This window comes from Thermomonospora curvata DSM 43183 (assembly GCF_000024385.1).
GTDB classification, from domain to species: Bacteria; Actinomycetota; Actinomycetes; order Streptosporangiales; family Streptosporangiaceae; genus Thermomonospora; species Thermomonospora curvata.
Map to the genome: position 1 here is coordinate 1,737,411 of NC_013510.1, position 18,783 is coordinate 1,756,193.

Annotated in this window: 12 protein-coding genes; 5 read left to right on the plus strand and 7 right to left on the minus strand. The window is 72.2% G+C overall.

Annotated elements, in window-relative coordinates; all coding sequences use genetic code 11:
* Positions 1 to 170: 170 nt before the first annotated feature.
* A complete protein-coding gene (locus tag TCUR_RS24785) occupies positions 171 to 1,814 on the minus strand; it encodes a serine/threonine-protein kinase (RefSeq protein ID WP_012851877.1) in 1,644 nt (547 codons plus the stop codon).
* A 240-nt stretch (positions 1,815 to 2,054) separates the two neighbouring features.
* Between TCUR_RS24785 and TCUR_RS07475 the strand changes: the two genes are divergently transcribed.
* Positions 2,055 to 5,699, plus strand: coding sequence for a hydantoinase B/oxoprolinase family protein (locus tag TCUR_RS07475; RefSeq protein WP_041441211.1), 3,645 nt, complete (start codon positions 2,055 to 2,057; stop codon positions 5,697 to 5,699).
* Positions 5,700 to 5,888: 189 nt separating this feature from the next.
* On the opposite strand, the gene TCUR_RS07480 is transcribed toward TCUR_RS07475, so the two are convergent.
* The 3 genes from TCUR_RS07480 to TCUR_RS07490 all read right to left on the minus strand — a co-directional run bounded on the left by TCUR_RS07480 (position 5,889) and on the right by TCUR_RS07490 (position 8,425).
* The gene (locus TCUR_RS07480) at positions 5,889 to 6,539 is read right to left on the minus strand and encodes a cutinase family protein (RefSeq protein WP_012851879.1); all 651 of its coding nucleotides are present in this window, start codon (positions 6,537 to 6,539) and stop codon (positions 5,889 to 5,891) included.
* Between the two features lie 657 nt (positions 6,540 to 7,196).
* On the minus strand, positions 7,197 to 7,727 hold the full coding sequence (locus TCUR_RS07485) for a hypothetical protein (RefSeq protein WP_012851880.1): 531 nt from the start codon (positions 7,725 to 7,727) through the stop codon (positions 7,197 to 7,199).
* A gap of 113 nt (positions 7,728 to 7,840) precedes the next feature.
* The gene (locus TCUR_RS07490) at positions 7,841 to 8,425 is read right to left on the minus strand and encodes a hypothetical protein (RefSeq protein WP_041439402.1); all 585 of its coding nucleotides are present in this window, start codon (positions 8,423 to 8,425) and stop codon (positions 7,841 to 7,843) included.
* Positions 8,426 to 8,750: 325 nt separating this feature from the next.
* Between TCUR_RS07490 and TCUR_RS07495 the strand changes: the two genes are divergently transcribed.
* The gene (locus tag TCUR_RS07495; RefSeq protein WP_012851882.1) at positions 8,751 to 9,653 is read left to right on the plus strand and encodes an LLM class flavin-dependent oxidoreductase; all 903 of its coding nucleotides are present in this window, start codon (positions 8,751 to 8,753) and stop codon (positions 9,651 to 9,653) included.
* Positions 9,650 to 10,522 (plus strand): NAD-dependent protein deacetylase, encoded by an 873-nt coding sequence (locus TCUR_RS07500; protein ID WP_012851883.1) that lies wholly within the window; start codon positions 9,650 to 9,652, stop codon positions 10,520 to 10,522. Before TCUR_RS07495 ends, TCUR_RS07500 begins: the two co-directional genes overlap by 4 nt.
* Here the strand turns inward: TCUR_RS07500 and TCUR_RS07505 are convergent, their stop codons facing one another.
* The 3 genes from TCUR_RS07505 to TCUR_RS24790 all read right to left on the minus strand — a co-directional run bounded on the left by TCUR_RS07505 (position 10,523) and on the right by TCUR_RS24790 (position 14,733).
* Complete coding sequence (locus TCUR_RS07505; protein WP_148232953.1) at positions 10,523 to 11,185, minus strand: nitroreductase family protein; 663 nt, start codon at positions 11,183 to 11,185, stop codon at positions 10,523 to 10,525. It abuts the gene before it with no gap.
* A gap of 46 nt (positions 11,186 to 11,231) precedes the next feature.
* Positions 11,232 to 12,218: a DEDDh family exonuclease gene (locus TCUR_RS07510; RefSeq protein ID WP_012851885.1), complete on the minus strand. Its 987-nt coding sequence runs from the start codon at positions 12,216 to 12,218 to the stop codon at positions 11,232 to 11,234.
* Between the two features lie 688 nt (positions 12,219 to 12,906).
* Positions 12,907 to 14,733 (minus strand): hypothetical protein, encoded by a 1,827-nt coding sequence (locus tag TCUR_RS24790; RefSeq protein WP_012851886.1) that lies wholly within the window; start codon positions 14,731 to 14,733, stop codon positions 12,907 to 12,909.
* A gap of 308 nt (positions 14,734 to 15,041) precedes the next feature.
* On the opposite strand from TCUR_RS24790, the gene TCUR_RS07520 reads away from it, so the two are divergent.
* Entirely contained in the window at positions 15,042 to 16,847 is a 1,806-nt protein-coding gene (locus tag TCUR_RS07520; protein ID WP_012851887.1) for a substrate-binding and VWA domain-containing protein, read from the plus strand.
* Between the two features lie 291 nt (positions 16,848 to 17,138).
* A complete protein-coding gene (gene tig, locus TCUR_RS07525) occupies positions 17,139 to 18,584 on the plus strand; it encodes a trigger factor (RefSeq protein ID WP_012851888.1) in 1,446 nt (481 codons plus the stop codon).
* Positions 18,585 to 18,783: the final 199 nt, after the last annotated feature.

Consider the following 18,783-nt stretch of genomic DNA (forward strand, 5'->3'; position numbering starts at 1 on the left):
ACGGCGCCTTAAGCGGTTCCTCTCTGAGAGGAGGGGGCGCGTCTTTTCCGCCTGCTATGTCTTATGTGTTCAAGAAGGGGGCGGTACGCCCGCGCCCCTGTAACGGGCGTACCGTAAACCGTGATTGCGGGGACTGTTTCGGGCCCCCGCGCCGGCCCGCCTCCCCCTCCTCAGGCGGGCCAGCGCAGGGAAGCGCTGCACGTCCCGGTCCACTGCGGCGGCCAGCTCGGAGGAAGCTCCTGGTCGACCGTGGAGGTCGCGGCGGCCGAGTGATAAATCCCCGGCCCGGGCGGGGTGAAGGAGTAGGGGCCGCAGCTTCCCTCGTCCTCCTCCGATTTCAGCCTCATCCGGCATTTATGCAGGCTGGCCCGGTATTTGGTGTTCTTGTCGTTGGCGATCCACACCCAGACGGTGACCGGTCCCGGGGTGCCCTGCGGTTCCAGCGCCTTGACGTTCACGATCATGTCCAGCCCGCTCTTGGTGGCGCGGATGCACGGGCTGATGGCGACCTTGTCCTTTTCGACCGGCGCGTAGACGCGGCAGTTCGCCCAGGCGGGCGGGACGGGCTGCTGGGACGGGCCGGGCCGCTGCCGCGGCGCCCGGGAACGCTCCCCGCGCGGAGCCGCTGACGAGGGAGCGCCGGCCGGCGGGGATGCGGTGGAGGAGGGGTGATCGCCTGCCGGCTCCGCCGCCGCCGATCGTTGCGGCGCGGCCGTCCCGGCCGGGGAGAGCGCCGCGGCGACGGACGGCACCGCGGAGGCCACGGCCACCGAACGCGAGCCGGAGTCGGAGGAGGCCGCCCGCCACCACGTCGTGCCCGCCGCGCCGGTGGCGACCAGCAGCACCGGGACGCCCGCCAAGGCGACCGTCCGCCACCTGCGGCGCCGCACGGGGTGAGCGGGCCGCGCAGGCCCGGGGGGCGCGGCCGTGACGGCGGGCGGCTCCTCCGGCAGCGTCGACCTGTCGGCGATCATCGAGGCGACCGCCGGCGGCAGCCAGCCGGCGGTGATGGTCGCCCGTCCCCCGAGCCGCTGCAGCAGCTGCGGCACGCCGGGCCGGGCGGCCGGGTCCTTGGCCAGGCAGTCGGCGATCAGGCTCCGCAGCGGCGCGGGCACCCGCCTCAGATCGGGCTCCTGGTGCAGGATCTTGTGGACCACGGCCGCCAGGGAACCGGCGTCGAACGGGCCGTGCCCGCAGGCGGCGAAGGCCAGCACGCAGCCGAAGGAGAACACGTCACTGGCCGGCCCGGGCGGCTCGCCGCGGGTCTGCTCGGGCGAGGCATAGGCCGGGGTCCCCACGAAGGCGCCCGTCGCGGTCACCGTGGAGGCGTCCAGGGCGCGCACGATGCCGAAGTCGATGATCCGGGGGCCGTCGGGGGCCACGATCACGTTGCTGGGCTTGAGATCGCGGTGCACCAGCCCGCAGGCGTGCACCGCGGCCAGCCCCTCGGCCAGGCCCGCCCCCAGCCGCGTCAGCGCGTTCAGCGGCAGCCCGCCGTGCTCGGCCACGATCTCCTGCAGCGACAGGCCCGGCACATAGGCGGTGACCAGCCAGGGCGGGTCGGCGGCCGGATCGGCGTCGACGACCTGGGCGGTGTAGAACCCGCCGACCCGCCGCGCGGCCTCCACCTCGCGGGCGAACCGGGCGCGGAAGTTCGGCTTGGCGGCGACGGCCGGGTGGATGACCTTCACCGCGACCGGGCGGCCTCCCGGCGAGCGTCCCAGATAGACCTGGCCCATGGCGCCGCTGCCCAGGCGCGCCGAGAGCCGGTACGGGCCGATCTGCCGCGGGTCGGTGGGCTGGAGGGGTTCCATTGACGTGTCGGTTCCTGTTCGGCTCGGCCACGGGCGGCGGATCCGGCGGCGCGCCCTCCGGGCCCGCCGCCTTCGTTCGTTTGAACGACCTGCATGTCAAGCTTGGTCGGTCCCGCTGTCAGGAACCGGCTTCGCCGCGATCTCTCCGGTAAGGCTGCGCAATCACCGCGCAATTACGGAAAGCCCGGCCCTGCAGGACGCCCGGAGCGGCCGCCGGTGCCCGTGGTGCACTATGGGCGGGTGAGCGGGAACGAAGGGCGCTGGGAGTTCTGGATCGACCGCGGAGGCACCTTCACCGACGTGGTCGGACGGCGACCGGACGGGGAGCTGGTCGCCTGCAAGCTGCTGTCGGAGAACCCGGGCCGCTACCGGGACGCGGCGGTGGCCGGCATCCGCCGGCTGCTGGGCGTGCCGGAGGGCGAGCCGATCCCCGCCGACCGCATCGCCGCGGTCAAGATGGGGACCACGGTGGCCACCAACGCGCTGCTGGAACGCAAGGGCGAACCCACGGTGCTGGTGATCACCCGGGGTTTCCGGGACGCGCTGCGCATCGGCTACCAGAACCGGCCGCGCATCTTCGACCGCGCCATCACCGTGCCCGAGCTGCTGCACACCCGGGTGATCGAGGTCGATGAGCGGATCGGCGCGCACGGCGAAGTGATCGTCCCGCTGGACGAAGAAGAGGTCACCCGGCAGCTGCAGCGCGCCTACGACGACGGGCTGCGCTCGGTGGCGGTGGTGTGCATGCACGCCTACCGCTACCCCCGGCACGAGGCGCGGATCGGGGAGATCGCCCGCCGCATCGGCTTTCCTCAGGTGTCGGAGTCGCACAAGGTCAGCCCGCTGATGAAGCTGGTGTCCCGGGGCGACACCACCGTCGTGGACGCCTACCTGTCGCCCATCCTGCGCCGCTACGTCGACCAGGTCGCCGACGAGCTGGGCGCGCGGCGCCCCGGCCGCGGCGGCGAGGGCGTGCAGCTGATGTTCATGCAGTCCAACGGCGGGCTCACCGAGGCGCACAACTTCCGCGGCAAGGACGCCATCTTGTCCGGCCCGGCCGGCGGCGTGGTCGGCATGGCCCGCACCTCGGCGGCGGCCGGATTCCACAAGGTCATCGGCTTCGACATGGGCGGCACGTCCACCGACGTGTCGCACTTTGCGGGCGAGTTCGAACGCGAACTGGAGACGCAGGTGGCCGGGGTCCGCATGCGGGCCCCGATGATGAGCATCCACACCGTCGCCGCCGGCGGCGGGTCGATCCTGCACTTCGACGGCGACCGTTACCGGGTGGGCCCGGACTCGGCCGGCGCGGACCCGGGACCGGCCTGCTACCGGCGCGGCGGCCCGCTGACCGTCACCGACGCCAACGTCATGCTCGGCCGCATCCAGCCGGCCCACTTCCCGCACGTCTTCGGGGAGAGCGGCGACCAGCCGCTGGACGCCGAACGGGTCCGGGCGGGCTTCGCCGAGCTGGCCGAACGGATCGGCGATGGACGCACCCCCGAGCAGGTCGCCGCCGGGTTCCTGGAGATCGCCGTCGCCGGCATGGCCAACGCGATCAAGAAGATCTCCGTCCAGCGCGGCTACGACATCACCGAGTACGCGCTGACCACCTTCGGCGGCGCCGGCGGGCAGCACGCCTGCGCCGTGGCCGACGCCCTCGGCATGACCACCGTCCTCATCCACCCGCTGGCCGGCGTGCTGTCGGCCTACGGGATGGGACTGGCCGACGTCACCGCCATGCGCGAGACGGCGGTGGAGGCCCCGCTCGGCGCGGACGTGCGGGTGGACGGCGTGCCGCTGGCGGAGGTGTTCGCCCGCCTGGAGGCCGAGACCCGCGCCGAGCTGAAGTCCGAGGGCGTGCCGGACGAGCAGATCACCGTGGTGCGCCGCGCCCACCTGCGCTATGAGGGCACCGACACCGCCCTGCCGGTGCGGGCGCCGGCCGAGCTGGACGAGGCGGGCGCGGCCGCCATGACGGCCGGGTTCGAGGCGGCCTACCGGCGCCGTTTCGCGTTCTTGATGCCGGACCGGCCGATCGTGGTGGAGGCGGTGTCGGTGGAGGCCACCGGCGCCTCCGGGGTCACCGAACGGCCGCCGGCCGCCCGCCCCCGCCGGGAGGGGCCGGTGCCCGTCCGCGACCGCGTCCCCTTCTACACCGGCGGCGCCTGGCGGCAGGTCGACCTCTATCACCGGGCCGACCTGCAATGCGGCGACAGGATCGACGGCCCGGCGATCATCGTGGAGGACAACGCCACCACGGTGGTGGAACCCGGCTGGCAGGCCACCGTCAACGAACTGGGCCACCTTGTGCTGCGGCGCGTCAAAGCCCGTCCGGCGAGCCGGGCGGTGGGCACCGACGCCGACCCGGTCATGCTGGAGATCTTCAACAACCTGTTCATGTCGGTGGCCGAGCAGATGGGGGTGCGGCTGCAGTCCACCGCCCACTCGGTGAACATCAAAGAACGCCTGGACTTCTCCTGCGCGATCTTCGACCAGCACGGCAACCTCATCGCCAACGCCCCGCACATCCCCGTGCACCTGGGCTCGATGGGCGAGAGCATCAAAGAGCTGATCAAAGACCGCCCCGACATGCGTCCCGGGGACGTCTACGCCCTCAACGACCCCTACCACGGCGGCACGCACCTGCCCGACATCACCGTGGTCACCCCGGTCTTCGGCGAGGACGGCGCCGTCTTGTTCTACGTCGCCTCCCGCGGCCACCACGCCGAGATCGGCGGGATGACCCCCGGGTCGATGCCCGCCTTCAGCACCCGCGTGGAGGAAGAGGGCGTCCTGCTGCGCAGCCTGCTGCTGGTGCGGGACGGCCGCTTCCGCGAAAGGGAGATCCTGCAGGCGCTGACCTCCGCCCCCTACCCGTCGCGCAACCCCGCCCAGAACATCGCCGACCTGCGCGCCCAGATCGCCGCCAACGAAAAGGGCGTGCAAGAGCTGCGCGCGATGGTGGAGCACTTCGGCCTGGAGGTGGTCCACGCCTACATGGGGCATGTCCGCGCCAACGCCGAAGAGGCGGTGCGGCGCGTCATCTCCGCGCTGCGCGACGGCTCGTTCGACTACGAGATGGACAACGGCGCCCACATCCGCGTGGCCGTGCGCGTGGACCGCCGCACCCGCAGCGCCGAGATCGACTTCACCGGGACCTCGCCGCAGCTGGAGGGCAACTTCAACGCCCCCTCCTCGGTGGCGATGGCCGCCGTGCTGTATGTGTTCCGGACGCTGGTGGACGATGACATCCCGCTCAACTCCGGCTGCCTGGCCCCGCTCAAGGTGATCATCCCGCCCGGCACCATGCTCTCGCCGCGGTATCCGGCGGCGGTGGTGGCTGGGAACGTGGAGACCTCGCAGGCGGTGACCGGGGCGCTGTACGGGGCGCTGGGCGTGCAGGCCGAGGGGTCGGGCACGATGAACAACGTCACCTTCGGCAACGAACGCCACCAGTACTACGAGACGGTCGCCAGTGGTTCGGGGGCCGGGGACGGCTTCCACGGCACCGATGTGGTGCAGACCCACATGACCAACTCGCGGCTGACCGACCCGGAGGTGCTGGAGTGGCGTTTCCCGGTGCGGCTGGAGTCCTATGAGATCCGCCGCGGCAGCGGCGGGGCGGGCCGCTACCGGGGCGGCGACGGCGGCCGGCGCCGGATCCGCTTCCTGGAGCCGATGACGGTGACCGTGCTGAGCGGCCACCGGCGGGTCCCGCCCTACGGCATGGCGGGCGGCGCTCCGGGCGCCCTCGGCCGCCAGTGGGTGGAACGCGCCGACGGCACGGTCACCGAGCTGCGCGGCTGCGACAGCGTCGAGGTCGCCGCGGGCGAGGTGTTCGTGCTGGAGACCCCCGGCGGAGGCGGCTACGGCGCGCCCTGACCGTCCGCCCCGGAGGATTTCCCGGCACCGGGCGTGCGAGGGCCGTCCGTCTTTTGCGGGGTGACCGGGCGGAGGGCCCGGCGGGAGCCGGTGGCGGGCCCGGGCCGGGACGTTCAGTTCGGCACCGGATGCGCTTGATGAGGCCGGGGCGGCGGAGGGGAGGGGCGCTCCGCCGCCCCGGATCTGGTGTCAGCGTTTGCGGATCTTCTCGGCGGCGAACCGGGCCGCCCGGTCGGCGTCGGAGCGGTAGGCCAGGTGGGCCGCCATGTTGGTGCCGCCGCCGCAGACCGGGTCGCCCTTCTTGCAGATGTCGAGGGTGCGGCCGGCGAACTTCTTGGCGACGCCGCTCTTGCCCGCCATCCGGTTCGGGTTGCCGAACAGCAGGATGGCCGCGATCTTGGCGTGGGTGTTCTTGGGCAGCTTGGTGCCGCCGCCGACGGCTCCGCCGAGGGCGCCGGTGACGACCATGGCGCCCTGGGAGTAGCCGACCAGGACGAACTTCTGCTTCGGGCAGGCCCGGGCCTGCTTGGTGACGTGCTTGACCAGGGCCTGCACGCCTTTGCGGGGCGAGGTGGGGCTGGCGTCGGCCGGGTAGTCGACCGGGTGGGCGCTCAGCTTCTTCTTGGGGAACCTGCCCTGCAGGGCCTTGAAGACCGGGTCGCCGACGATCACTCCCAGCCGCCCGGGCTCGAAGGTGCCCCTGGCGGCCACCACCTCCACCGGTGAGCACGCCGCGGACGCGGGGGCGGCACCCAGGGCGACCAGTCCGCCGGTCGCCGCACCCGTGAGCGCGGTCACCGTGGCGACGAGACGGGCGAGGGTGGACGTACGGGAACGCATGGATTCACCTCTTCGGCTGACGTCGGGCAGACGCCCTCCCCGCGGTGCACGGGCGGGCGCCGGTCACCGCCCTTTCCGGGCGATCCGTTGCAAGGGCGCGCCTTGAACGGCGGACCGAAAGGCGGACGGCCGCGGACGCTCAGGCGCGCCTTACCGCAGGGAATTCCTGGCGACTGCCCGGCAACCATACAACAGTCGCAAAAAGCACAAAAGCAACACCAGAGTGGAAACGGGCCTGAAGTCCAGGTGAAATGTGCCGCTGCACAACGGCCTGCGCGTGGAATTGTTTTCCTTCACCTCTATGATCAGAGAAAAGGAGGATTTCTCGTCATGTGGATCATGAATCCAACGCGACGCATGTGCGGTGCGCAGACGTCTCGTCCCTCCGTGGAAGGAGCCCGCCACCTCGCCGGTGAGCAGGCAGAACGAGGAGGAAAGCGTCCCCGGCGGCACGGCGTGGACGCCCCCGGCGGACCTTTGCGCGCGGAAGCCTCCGACTCGAAGACCCAAAGAGTCTTGAAACTGAAAAACAGGGCTTCGGGGATCGGAGGCGGCCCCATGTGCGACAGTGGACCGCGGTCGAGGCCGAAGGTCCGGTGAGCCTTCGGCATTCCCCGCGGAGGCTCTTCAGCCCTTCTCGACGAGACGCCGCACGCCCTAGCCGGAGACGTCCGGAAGAATCCGGAAGACGGGGATCTGCGGCGCGATCCGCTCGAACTCCTCCAGCGGCGCCCGCCGGTCCACCGGGATATGCGGCCGGGCTCCGGGCGCGCAATCCAGATAGCGGCGGATGATGGGAGCGCGCTCGGCGGGCGGGACCTCCTCCAGCCGCACCCGCTCGATGCGGCCGTGGCGCAGCGTGGCCCGTCCGCCCGCCGCCCGGACGTTCTTCGGCCAGGCCGACCGCTCCCCGAGCATCGCCACCAGGTAGCGCTCGCCCGCATAATCGGCCACGACCAGCGGGAACGACAGCATCCGGCCGGTGCGGCGGCCGGGCACCCGCATCGTCACCAGCCGTTCGGGCATGATCAGCCCCGGTTCCTGCACGATCACCTGGATCCGGTTCATCACCCGGGCCAGGCGGCTGGGCCGCCCGCCCCGGTAGAGCCATCGCTGGAACCGGTACAGCGGGGCCGTCGGGCGCCCGCCGGCCGACAGTTTCGCCACGGCCCCTCTGATCGCGCGCACGGCCGTCCTCCTCGATGCGGGGACAAGACGGTTCTGCCCGTCCAGTATGGGCGGGAACCCGACGGCGCGACACGGTCCAAGGTCCCTCGGCGCCGGCGCGCCGCGCGCCGGGCTCAGCCGCCGGGGCCCACCCGGTTGTCGGGAGCGCCGTCGCCATGCGGGGGCAGATCTCCCCGCGGAGGCATCTGGGGTGCGCCCCCAGAGGAGCCCGCAGCCAGCATCTCGTCGAGTTCCTCCCTGGTCGCCGGGCGGGCCTTGACCGCGGCCTCCCGGAGCGACTCGAACGCCACGGCGCCCGCCTGCCCGCTCACCCGGACCAGGAGCTCCCCGCGGGTCAGCGCGTACTCCAGCCGGTTGCCGCTGCTGCGCCGCCAGCCCTCCCCGTCTCGCCCGCACCGGACGGCGGCGCCCGAGGCGGCGGGGACCGGCAGGGACGGGCAGTCGGCGGCGGTGATCGTGCGCCGCTCGACGGTCAGCCGTACATCGCTCTCGCCGTAGAGGTAGATGTCTTGAAAACCCGCATCGCCATAGGCGCCCATGGCCCCCGTGGCGCGCCGGTAGCCCTCGAGGTCGATGACGTAGATGAGTTCCACGGGCACGCCCAGCCGCTGCGCCCGGGCGCTGTGCTCGGCGGTCGGCGGCGCCGCGGTCTCCTCCCCGCAGCCGGCCGCAAGCCCCGACGCCAGAACCAGCAGCACGGCGGCCCGGCGAAACCGCCCGGGACCTGATCGGTGAGGCGCCCGCTGCCGGGCACGTGGGGTGGTGTTCCGCGGCTCCCGGGAGGTGCCGCAGGGGCGTGAGCGCATGGGCGGAGTCTCCCATAGACCCCCGTTCGGACAAAGCGGTTACGGCGGGTGTTGGGATGACGGTGAAGTCCTTTTCTCTCGGTTCCCGGCGTCCGGCTTCAAACGGGGCACCACCTCTGGACGCGCGCATCGCCCCGCCTGCGGGGAATGCCCCTCGAGGCGGCGATGTTCAGCAGGACATCCGCGCCGCAGGCACCGAGCCCGATGAGGGGGACCCATGCCCGACTACGGCCACGACCTGATCTTCGGTTCGTTCATCACGCCCACCGCCGCGGCTCCCCAGGAGGTCGTGGCCCTGGCCCGGCACAGCGAAGACGCCGGGCTGGACCTGGTGACCTTCCAGGACCACCCCTACCAGCCGCGCTTCCTGGACACCTGGACGCTGCTGTCCTACGTCGCCGCCCGCACCGAGCGCGTCCATCTGTCGGGAAACGTGGTCAACCTGCCGCTGCGCCCGCCGGCCGTGCTGGCCCGCGCGGCGGCGAGCCTGGACCTGCTGTCGGGCGGCCGTTTCGAGCTCGGCCTGGGCGCCGGCGGGTTCTGGGACGCCATCGCCGCCATGGGCGGACGGCGGCTGGCCCCCGGCCAGGCGGTCCAGGCCCTGGAGGAGGCCATCGACATCATCCGCGGCATCTGGGACGCCGACGCCAGGGCGCTGCTGCGGACGGACGGCGCCCACTACCGCGTGGACGGCGCCAAACGCGGCCCCGCCCCCGCCCACGACATCCGGATCTGGCTGGGCGCCTACAAGCCCCGCATGCTGCGCCTGGTCGGCCGCAAGGCCGATGGCTGGCTGCCCTCGCTGTCCTACCTGCAGGGCCTGGACGACCTGGCCGCCGGCAACACGATCATCGACGAGGCCGCCGAGGCGGCCGGACGCGACCCGTGGGCCGTCCGCCGCCTGCTCAACATCGACCCCTCGCTGCACCGGGAGCCCGCGCGCCTGGCCGAGCTGGCCCTGGAGCACGGCGTCAGCGGCTTCATCCTCGCCGGCGACGATCCGCAGGCCATCACGGTCTTCGGACGGGAGACCGCCCCTGTGGTCCGCGAGCTCGTCGCCGCCGAGCGCGCCGCACGGGCGCCGGCGCATGACCGGGCGTCGGGCACCATTGAGGGATGAGTCTGGTCGCTGGCAGGGGTCTCGGCGGAGCCGGGGCGCCGGGCGTTCCGGCCGGCGCCTGCCCGCAGACGCTGGCCGCGCTCGTCGCCGACGGCGATGTGGTGGTCTTGAGCGGGGCCGGGCTGTCGACCGAATCGGGCATCCCCGACTACCGGGGGGAGAGCGGACGCCGGCGGCGGGCCGAGCCGATGACCTACCAGACGTTCGTGGGCAGCGCGGCGGCTCGGCGGCGGTACTGGGCGCGCAGCCACCTGGGCTGGCGGCACATCGCCCGCGCCGAACCCAACGCCGGTCACCGCGCGGTCGCCGAGCTGCAGCGGCGCGGGCTGGTCACCGGGATCATCACCCAGAACGTCGACGGGCTGCACCAGGCCGCCGGGGCGCGGGATGTGATCGAGCTGCACGGCTCGCTGGACCGGGTGGTGTGCCTGGGCTGCGGGGAGCGCACCCCGCGCCGGCTGCTGCAGGAACGCCTGGAGCAGGCCAACCCCGGCTGGGACGCCCGCGCCGACGCGGTGGGCCCCGACGGGGACGCGGCGTTGTCTGAGGAGCAGATCGCCGGCTTTCGCATCGTGGACTGCCGGCGCTGCGGCGGGGTGCTCAAACCCGATGTGATCTTCTTCGGCGAGAACGTGCCGCCCGCCCGCGTCCAGGAGTGCTATGCGCTGACCGAGCGCGCCGCCACCCTGCTGGTGCTCGGCTCCTCGCTGACCGTGATGTCCGGTCACCGCTTCGTGCGTCACGCCGCCCGGCACGCCATCCCCGTGGCGATCATCAACCGGGGGCCGACCCGCGGGGACGACCTGGCGCTGGTGAAGTGGGACGCCCCGCTGGGCGCCGCGTTGAGCGCACTGGTGGTGGCCTGCTGATCAGCTTTCGCCCTGCCAGCCGTTGACGTGCAGCACCTCCTCCAGCGGCCGGCGGGGAGCGGGCCGGAAGGTCTCGCCGGTGTAGTAGGCCGTCGGGATCAACGCGCCCTGGCGGACCTGCGGCGGCAGCCCCAGCAGCTCGGCGATCTGCTGCTCATACCTCAGGTGCAGCGACGTCCAGGCGGTGCCCAGGCCGCGGGCCCGGGCGGCCAGCATGTAACTCCACACCGCCGGCAGCAGCGACCCCCACACCCCGGCCTGGTTGCCCTCCCCGAGCCGTCCGTCCGGCAGCTCCAGGCAGGGGATGAGCAGCACGGGAACCCGGCCCATGACCTCGGCCAGGTAGGCCGCGCTGGCGCCCACGCGCCGCTGCACCTCGGCGCGGGCGGGATCGTCCTGAAACAGCGCGCCCGCGAACGACTTGGAGGCGGCGTAGGCGGTGAAAGACCGCCGGTAGTACTCGCCGATCCGCTCTTTCAGGTGCGGATCGGTCACCACGACCCACCGCCAGTTCTGCTGGTTGCCGCCGCTGGGCGCCTGGAGCGCGATCCGCAGGCACTCCTTGACCAGCTCCATGGGGACGGGCCGGTCCAGGTCCAGTCGCTTGCGGACGGAGCGGGTGGTCGTCAGCAGCTCGTCAGGGGCCAGCGGCAGTGTCGTCATGCCCGCCATCGTGGCACACCGTCCTTCCCACGCTTTGGGAGGCGGCTCAGCGCTGCGCTTTCGGGCCGAAAGGCACCGCTGCTGAGGCCGGCTCCGGTTCATCGAGCCGTACCCCGGGGCGGACGTCCTGCAGCAGGCGCAGGAACGTGGGCTCATCGATGATCGGGACGCCCTCCGCGCGGGCCCGGCGGGCCTTGGCGGAGGCGGCGTGCACGTCGGCGGCCACCAGCACGCTGGTGAACCGGCTGACCGTGCTCATCACGTTCAGGCCCGCCCCGGCCGCCCGGTCGGCCAGCTCCTGCCGGGGGGTGAGGGTCTCGCCGGTGAAGACCACCTTCATGCCCTGCACGAGGGGACCGCCGGCCCTCATGCGCCCCGGGCAGCGGAACGCGCACGGCGTCTTGCGGATCGGCGGGGGGTATCCGTTGCGTGCGGCGCCGTTGCGCAGGACGCTGTGGAAGGAGCACCTCTCCAGCGGCAGCGGCACTCCGAGCGCGGCGGCGTCGGCCAGTGAGGCGCGCAGCACCCCGGCCAGCACCCGGGCGTCGTCCAGGGCGTCGTGCGCCCGGTGCTGCGGGACGCCGTAGTGGGCGGCCAGGGTGCTCAGCCGCAGGTCGGGCGTGGGCAGGCCGATCCTGCGGCCGAGCGCCAGCGTGCACAGGCGCTGCTCCACCGGCAGGTGCAGGCCGGCCCGGCCGAACTCATGGGCCAGGAAGGCGTAGTCGAAGGCGGCGTTGTGCGCCACCATCACCCGGCCGCTGAGCAGCTCCGCCACCCGCTCGGCGACCCGGTCGAACGTGGGCGCGCCCCGCAGCCGCTCCGGGGTCAGCCCGTGGATGTGCACCGGGCCGGGGTCGCAGCCCGGGTCCAGCAGCGTGGAGAACTCCTCCACCAGATGGCCGTCCGGCCGCAGGGTGAGCACCGCCAGCGAGAGCACGCGGTGGCGGTCCGGCCGCAGGCCCGAGGTCTCGACGTCGACGACCGTCCAGTCGTGGGGGTAGGGGAGCGGGCCGGAGGCCGGGAGCTGCTTCATAGGGGGAAGGATGCCCTATCCGGGGGTGTCTTGGCGTCGATGGTCTCGCCGGAACGTTGAACCTCCGTCCCGGGGGGAGCCGTACCACCGACCGACGCCCTGCCCGGACGTCAGGGCACCGCCACGCCGTCCGGGCGCCTGTGCCCCGACCGCCCGCAGGCGCCCGGACCGCCCGCACCCTGGGCGGGCGACGCGCCGGACCTTTTTCGGCGCATGGCTCAAGACACCGGGACGGGAGCCCGGGTGGTCTCCGGTACCGCGGGGCGTTGCGGGTCACGGCGTCGCCCCTGACGACAAGACCCCCGGCTCGACCTGCGGAGGCGGCGCGTTGAAGAAGGCCCGCCGATCACGTGGTTAACGCAGCGTTCACACAAGGGCAATGTGTCCGAAAAAGCCCATTTCTACCGTTCTGGGAGCTGAGACCCTCGATGCGGCCGGCCGCCGGGAGGGCGCGGCCCGGCCCGGCCCGCGAGGGCGGCTGCGGCCGGATCGCCGGTGGGGCCCGGGGCCCGCGGCACCGCGATCCGGGCGGAGGTCTTCGCCGACCGGGATCGGCGCGGCCCGCCCTCGACCGGGACCGCGCCGTCCGCACAGGACGAGGGGATCCCGGAGCGGGGCGCTTCCGGGATCCCCTCTCATGCTCGCGCCGGCCCGCCGGGCGCTCGTGCGCGCCCGCCCCGGCGAACGTTCACTCGGGCCGCCGGTACTTGGGCCGGTAGGGCTGCTCCTCGTCCAGCGCACGCGAGCGCGCGCCGATCCGCGCAGACGGCCGGGGGCGCTTGTGCTCCTCCTGCGGCGGCTCATTCCGCACCACCGGCATCTCCCCGGTGTGGAAGCGCCCGGCGCCCGGCCGGCCTTCCGGGATGCGCGACGGCTGGGCGCCCACCACAGGAATTTCTCCGGTATGTGACCGTTCGCTATTCCGTGTATTCGTCTGACCGTTCCGGTGAGAATTCACCGCAGGGGCTTCTCCTGGGCCTCCGGCGGCCGGACCGGGATTCACAATGGGATTTTCCCTGGTCGGAGACTGCCCATTGGGCATTGCATCCGCCCGCCGGCTCTGTTCCGGGACGACCGCGGGCATTTCCCCGGTGGCGGAACGTCCGGCGGACGGCTCGTTTTGCGACGTGGGAGCCTGCGCGGGCGAGCCCGCGATGGGGGACCATTTGACGCCCGCCGCATACGCCTGCACCTGCTCGTCCCCGATGAGAGGCAGCGGCCCGGTGCTTTCCACGGCGGGCGCCTGGGGCGAGTTCACCGGGGCCGCCAGGGGGACCTCCACCGCGTGGGGTGGCCGCACGTCCGGGGTGCGCACCCCTGCGCCGGGGACGCGCGTCCGCCCGCCGGGCGGCGCGGCCTGGTCGAAGGAGCCGGCGGGGCGCGCCCGGCCCGCGCCGCGCCGCCACTCCGGCTCCGGCGGACGAGTCCGGCCGGGCTCCCGATCGGGCTCGGCGCCTGCGGAACGCTCGGCCCGGGGACCCTCACCCGCCGCGTCACGGGACTTTCCGGTCCCGTCCCCTTGCGGGCGTGCGCTGCGGGCCTGCGGCACCGGCGCGACCGCCGGAGCGTCCGGCCAGGTGTCCTCCACCGCGCGCGGCCGGGGCGGCTGCGCGGCGCCCGCCCGGTCGGCGTTCCGCTGGGAGGCGGCCGGTTCGGCGGCCGCCGCCGGGCGCTGCCGGTCGTCGTGACGGGGGAACAGCAAAAGCGCGTAGATCGCCAGCGCCAGCGCCAGGATCCGCAGCACGGCCTGGCCGGCGTCCGGCCACGGCTCCCCGTACAGGACGGTGCCCACCACCAGCAGGTAGGTCTTGGCGCTGATCGTCATCACGGTGGTGACGATCGAGACCCGGCAGCGCTGGTAGCCGACCATGATGATGCCCAGCCCCAGCGCCGCGGCCACCACCGCCAGATACGGGTAGGGGGTCCGCAGGAACTGCAGGTCCGCGATGGTGTCGCCCCAGCCCTTGATGGCCAGCTCGGCGGTGCCGATCGGAAAGCCCGCGCTCATCCCGTAGGCGATGCCGGTCACCGGACGGGCATGCCGGCCGTCGGGACGGTAGTCGCCGAAGATCATCAGCATCAGCGGCACCGTCAGCGGCGGGATCACCGCCACCGCCAGCTTCCAGGGCTCCACCTCCGCCGCGTTGATGGGGGCGGGATTGCCGATGGACAGCGCGAGCAGCAGCATCGCCGCGGCGATCAGCCCCAGGCTGGCCCACTCGCGGGCGCGCAGCCGCTCCCCGAACACCGTCAGCGCGATCAGCAGCAGCGGGACCAGCCCGGAGACGAAGATCGGGACGGCCACGCTGATCGCCAGCTCGCTCAGCGCCAGGATCTGCAGCACCAGCCCGCCCAGCAGCAGCACCAGCCCGCCCAGGAAGATCCAGCTGCTGAGGATCACCCAGGTCATGTGCAGGATGCGGTGGCCCCGCATCGGCTCCATGCGGTCGGCGGCGACCTTGAAGATGGCGAACGCGACGTAGTACAGCCCGGTGGCCGCGAAAGCCGCAAGCATCCCGTCCATCCTGCCAAAGTAGGGGCAACACCCCCCACATGTCACACCCCCGTAACAAAACATTCGGATTGGCGACCTGTGCCCAAGTGAGTAGACGCGGGTGAAGAAGCGCATCAACCGACAAAACAATGGCGATCCGGTCGCTTCTGTGGCGGAACGGACGGGCGGCTCCGGGAGTCTGAAAACCGGAGGCGGATGCAGGCCGCTCCGAACGTGGCGAATGCCCTTGTACAGGCGATCTTGAGCCGTAGGGTTGGCGCACAGCGGCGCGGCTCGGATGAGCCGATCCCCGGTAAGGAGGTTTGCAGGTGCGCGGTTTCGGCAGGTTCCGCGGCGACGGGCCCGGAGCGGAAGGACTCGGGCGGACGCAGCGGCACGGCGCGCGGCGGGCGACCGCGCTGGCCGCAGCCGCCGCCGATGCCGCAGGCCACGGCGGTGGTGGCGGCCAGACCGTGCGGCTGCGCATAGCGGCCTCTCAAGACAAGGTCGGCCTGCTGCAGCAGGCCGCCGACGACTTCGCCGAAGACCGCCGGATCGACGGCAAGTGCGTGGAGATCCAGGTCGACTCCAAGAACTCCGGCACCGCCATGCTGGCGCTGGCCCGCGGCTGGGACGAGCGCACCGACGGCAAGCGCCCGGACGTGTGGAGCCCGGCGGCCAATGTCTGGCCCGCCATGCTGCGGCTGCGCACCGGCGCCGAGGACAAGCCCTCACCGGTGCCGGACGGGGAGTTCCCGCCGATCATGACCTCCCCGCTGACCATCGCGATGCCCCGTCCCATGGCCGAGGCGCTGGGCTGGCCCAAGAAGGCGATCGGCTGGTCCGACCTGGCCGCGCTGGCCACCGATCCCGAGGGCTGGAAGAAGTACGGCCACCCCGAGTGGGGCGAGTTCCGGCTGGGCAAGACCAACCCCAACCTGTCCACCTCGGGCCTGCACGCCACCGTCGGCGCCTACTTCGCGGCCACCGGAACCACCTCCGACCTCACGGAGGGCGACATCACCGCCGCGGACAACCGCAAGTTCGTCTCCGACATCGAAAAAGCGATCGTCCACTACGGGCACACCACGCTGACGTTCCTGAGCAACCTGCTGCGGGCCGACGACCGCGGCCAGGCGATGTCCTATATCTCGGCCGTGACGGTCGAGGAGAACTCCGTCTGGAACTACAACCAGGGCAATCCCGCTCTTGACCCCAAGGACCTCGGTAAACGCCCCAAGCCCAAGGTTCCGCTGGTGGCGATCTACCCCAAAGAGGGCACGATCTACTCCGACCATCCCTACGTCCCGCTGAACTGGATGGACGCCGAGAAGCGGAAGGTCGCCGACGAGTTCCTGAAGTTCCTGCACACCGAGCGGGTGCAAAAGCGCTTCACCGACCACGGCTTCCGCGACCACCAGCGCCGCCCCGGCAGGCACGTCACCGAGGCCAACGGGCTGCTGCCCGGCGAGCCGAAGACCACGCTGTCGCTGCCGTCGGACCAGATCCTGGACCTGATCCTCAAGACCTGGGCGGAGCTGCGCAAGCCGGCCAACGTGCTGCTGGTCATCGACCGCTCCGGCTCCATGCAGCAGACCGTCCCCGGCACCGGCAAGAGCAAGGGCGACCTGGCCAAGGAGGCCGCGGCCGAGGCGCTGGCGGAGTTCCGCGGCCAGGACCAGGTGGGACTGTGGGTGTTCTCCGCCGCCCGCAGGCAGGGCGAGCGGGACTGGCAGGAGGTGGTCCCGCTGGGGCGGATGACCGAGGCGCACCGCTCCCTGCTGCGCGAACGCCTGCTGGGCCTCACGCTCAGCGGCGGCACCGGCCTGTACAACACCACCGCGGCGGCCTACGAGAAGATGACCGGCTCCCGCAGGGGCGACGCCATCAACGCCGTGGTCGTCATGACCGACGGCAAGAACGAACGGCCCGGCGGCCTGGACCTGGACGGCCTCATCGCCAAGCTCGGCGCCCGGCGGGAGGAATCGGTGCGGGTGTTCACCATCGGCTACGGCGAGGACGCCGACCAGAACGTGCTGCGCCGCATCGCCGAGGCCGCCGACGGGGCCGCCTACGATTCCTCCGACCCCAACACCATCGGCGACATCTTCACCGAGGTGATCTCCAACTTCTGAGACCGTTTCCCAAGGCCGCACGCGGTCTTGACCGCGCCGCGCCCCCTGCGGCCCCTCCCTTCTGATTACCTGTTCACAACCGTCGCAGGGGACGCGGCGCACCCCTTGAGGGGAACCGAGTGTCAGCGCGCGCCGCGCGAACGCCATAGACTTGGCCCGCGAAGGCGCGAGGAGCCGCTCGTCGGCATGCCCGCGCCCGGGCACCGCAACCGGCGGCAACGCGTCTGAACGCCGCGGCCGGCAGTTGAGAACCCGCGCCTGTGACCGTGCCGGACAAGGAGACCGACCCCAGTGAAGACCGATGTCGAGGAGCTGTCCCCCACGCGGGTCAAGCTCACCGTCGAGGTTCCGTTCGAGGAGCTCAAGCCGAACCTCGACAAGGCGTACAAGGAGATCAGCAAGCAGGTCCGTATCAAGGGCTTCCGCCCCGGCAAGGCGCCGGCCCCGCTGATCGACAGGTACATCGGCCGTGGCGCGGTCCTGCAGGAGGCGGTCAACGACGCCCTGCCGGAGCTGTACGGCCGCGCCGTGGAGGCCAGTGAGATCTTCGTGCTCGGCCAGCCCGAGGTGGAGATCACCAAGCTGGACGACGGCAAGGAGATGACGTTCACCGCCGAGGTGGACGTGCGGCCCAAGTTCCAGGTGCCCGACTACGACAACCTCGAGGTGACCGTGGACGAGGCCAAGGTCACCGACGAGGAGGTCGAAGAGACCCTCGGCAACCTGCGCGAGCGGTTCGCCTCGCTGACCACCGTCGAGCGCGCGGCCGAGACCGGCGACTTCGTCACCATCGACCTGTCGGCCCAGGTCGACGGCGAGGCCGTGGAGGACGCCGCCGCCACCGGCTACTCGTATGAGGTCGGCAGCAACAGCTCGGTGGAGGGCCTGGACGAGGCGCTGACCGGCATGAGCGCGGGCGAGTCCAAGACCTTCACCTCCAAGCTGGTCGGCGGTGAGCGCGCCGGGCAGGAGGCGGAGATCACCGTCACCGTGCAGAGCGTCAAGGTCAAGAAGCTCCCCGAGGCCGACGACGAGTTCGCCCAGCTGGCCAGCGAGTTCGACACCATCGAGGAGCTGCGCACCGACCTGCGCACCCGCCTGGGCCGCACCAAGCGCATGCAGCAGCTCTCCCAGGCCCGCGACAGGGCCTTGGAGGCGCTGATGGAGCAGATCGACATCCCGCTGCCGGAGAAGGTGGTTCAGGCCGAGATCGAGCGCCGCAACGAGCAGCTGGAGCAGCAGCTCAAGTGGAGCGGCCTGTCGAAGGAGGCCTACCTGAAGCAGCAGGGCAAGACCGCCGAGGAGTTCGACGCCGAGATCGCCGAGGCCGCCCGCCGGGCGGTCAAGGGCGGCTTCGTCCTCGACCAGCTCGCCCTCGACGAGGAGCTGGGCGTGGAGAACGAGGAGCTCAGCGAGTACGTGGTGAGCCAGGCCATGCAGATGGGCGTGCAGCCGCAGCAGCTGGCCGACCACCTCACCCAAAGCGGCCAGCTCCCGGCCCTGGTCTCGGAGGTGCTGCGCAACAAGGCCCTCAACCTGCTGGTGGAGCACGTCAAGATCACCGACGAGGCCGGCAACGCGGTCGACATCGAGGCCCTGCGGCGCGAGCTGAGCGGCGAGGCCGCCCAGCCGGAGGCCGAGGCGGCCGAGGAGTCCGCCGGCAAGGCCGAGGAGACCAAGGCCGAAGCCAAGGACGAGGAAGCCAAGAACGAGGCCGAGGACAAGTCCGAGTCCTAAGGCCCGGGGCGACGCTTCCGGCGGGCCGGGGTCGCGCGCATCCGCGCGGTCCCGGCCCGCCTGTGTTCCGGTCACCTGGCGTATCCGGAGCGTCACAGGGTATCGACCCTCACGACCGCCGCGGGCGGGCCGTCCGTGCCCTCTGGACCGAGGAGGCTTTCAAGATCGTGAGGAGCGGGCGATCTTGAGGACGAGCGGG

Bases quoted from the DNA above. Each gene is read 5' to 3' on its own strand.
- TCUR_RS07480 (WP_012851879.1), bottom strand. From the start codon at position 6,539: ATGCGTTCCCGTACGTCCACCCTCGCCCGTCTCGTCGCCACGGTGACC.
- TCUR_RS07500 (WP_012851883.1), top strand. From the start codon at position 9,650: ATGAGTCTGGTCGCTGGCAGGGGTCTCGGCGGAGCCGGGGCGCCGGGC.
- TCUR_RS24785 (WP_012851877.1), bottom strand. From the start codon at position 1,814: ATGGAACCCCTCCAGCCCACCGACCCGCGGCAGATCGGCCCGTACCGG.
- TCUR_RS07495 (WP_012851882.1), top strand. From the start codon at position 8,751: ATGCCCGACTACGGCCACGACCTGATCTTCGGTTCGTTCATCACGCCC.
- TCUR_RS07510 (WP_012851885.1), bottom strand. From the start codon at position 12,218: ATGAAGCAGCTCCCGGCCTCCGGCCCGCTCCCCTACCCCCACGACTGG.
- TCUR_RS24790 (WP_012851886.1), bottom strand. From the start codon at position 14,733: ATGCTTGCGGCTTTCGCGGCCACCGGGCTGTACTACGTCGCGTTCGCC.
- TCUR_RS07505 (WP_148232953.1), bottom strand. From the start codon at position 11,185: ATGACGACACTGCCGCTGGCCCCTGACGAGCTGCTGACGACCACCCGC.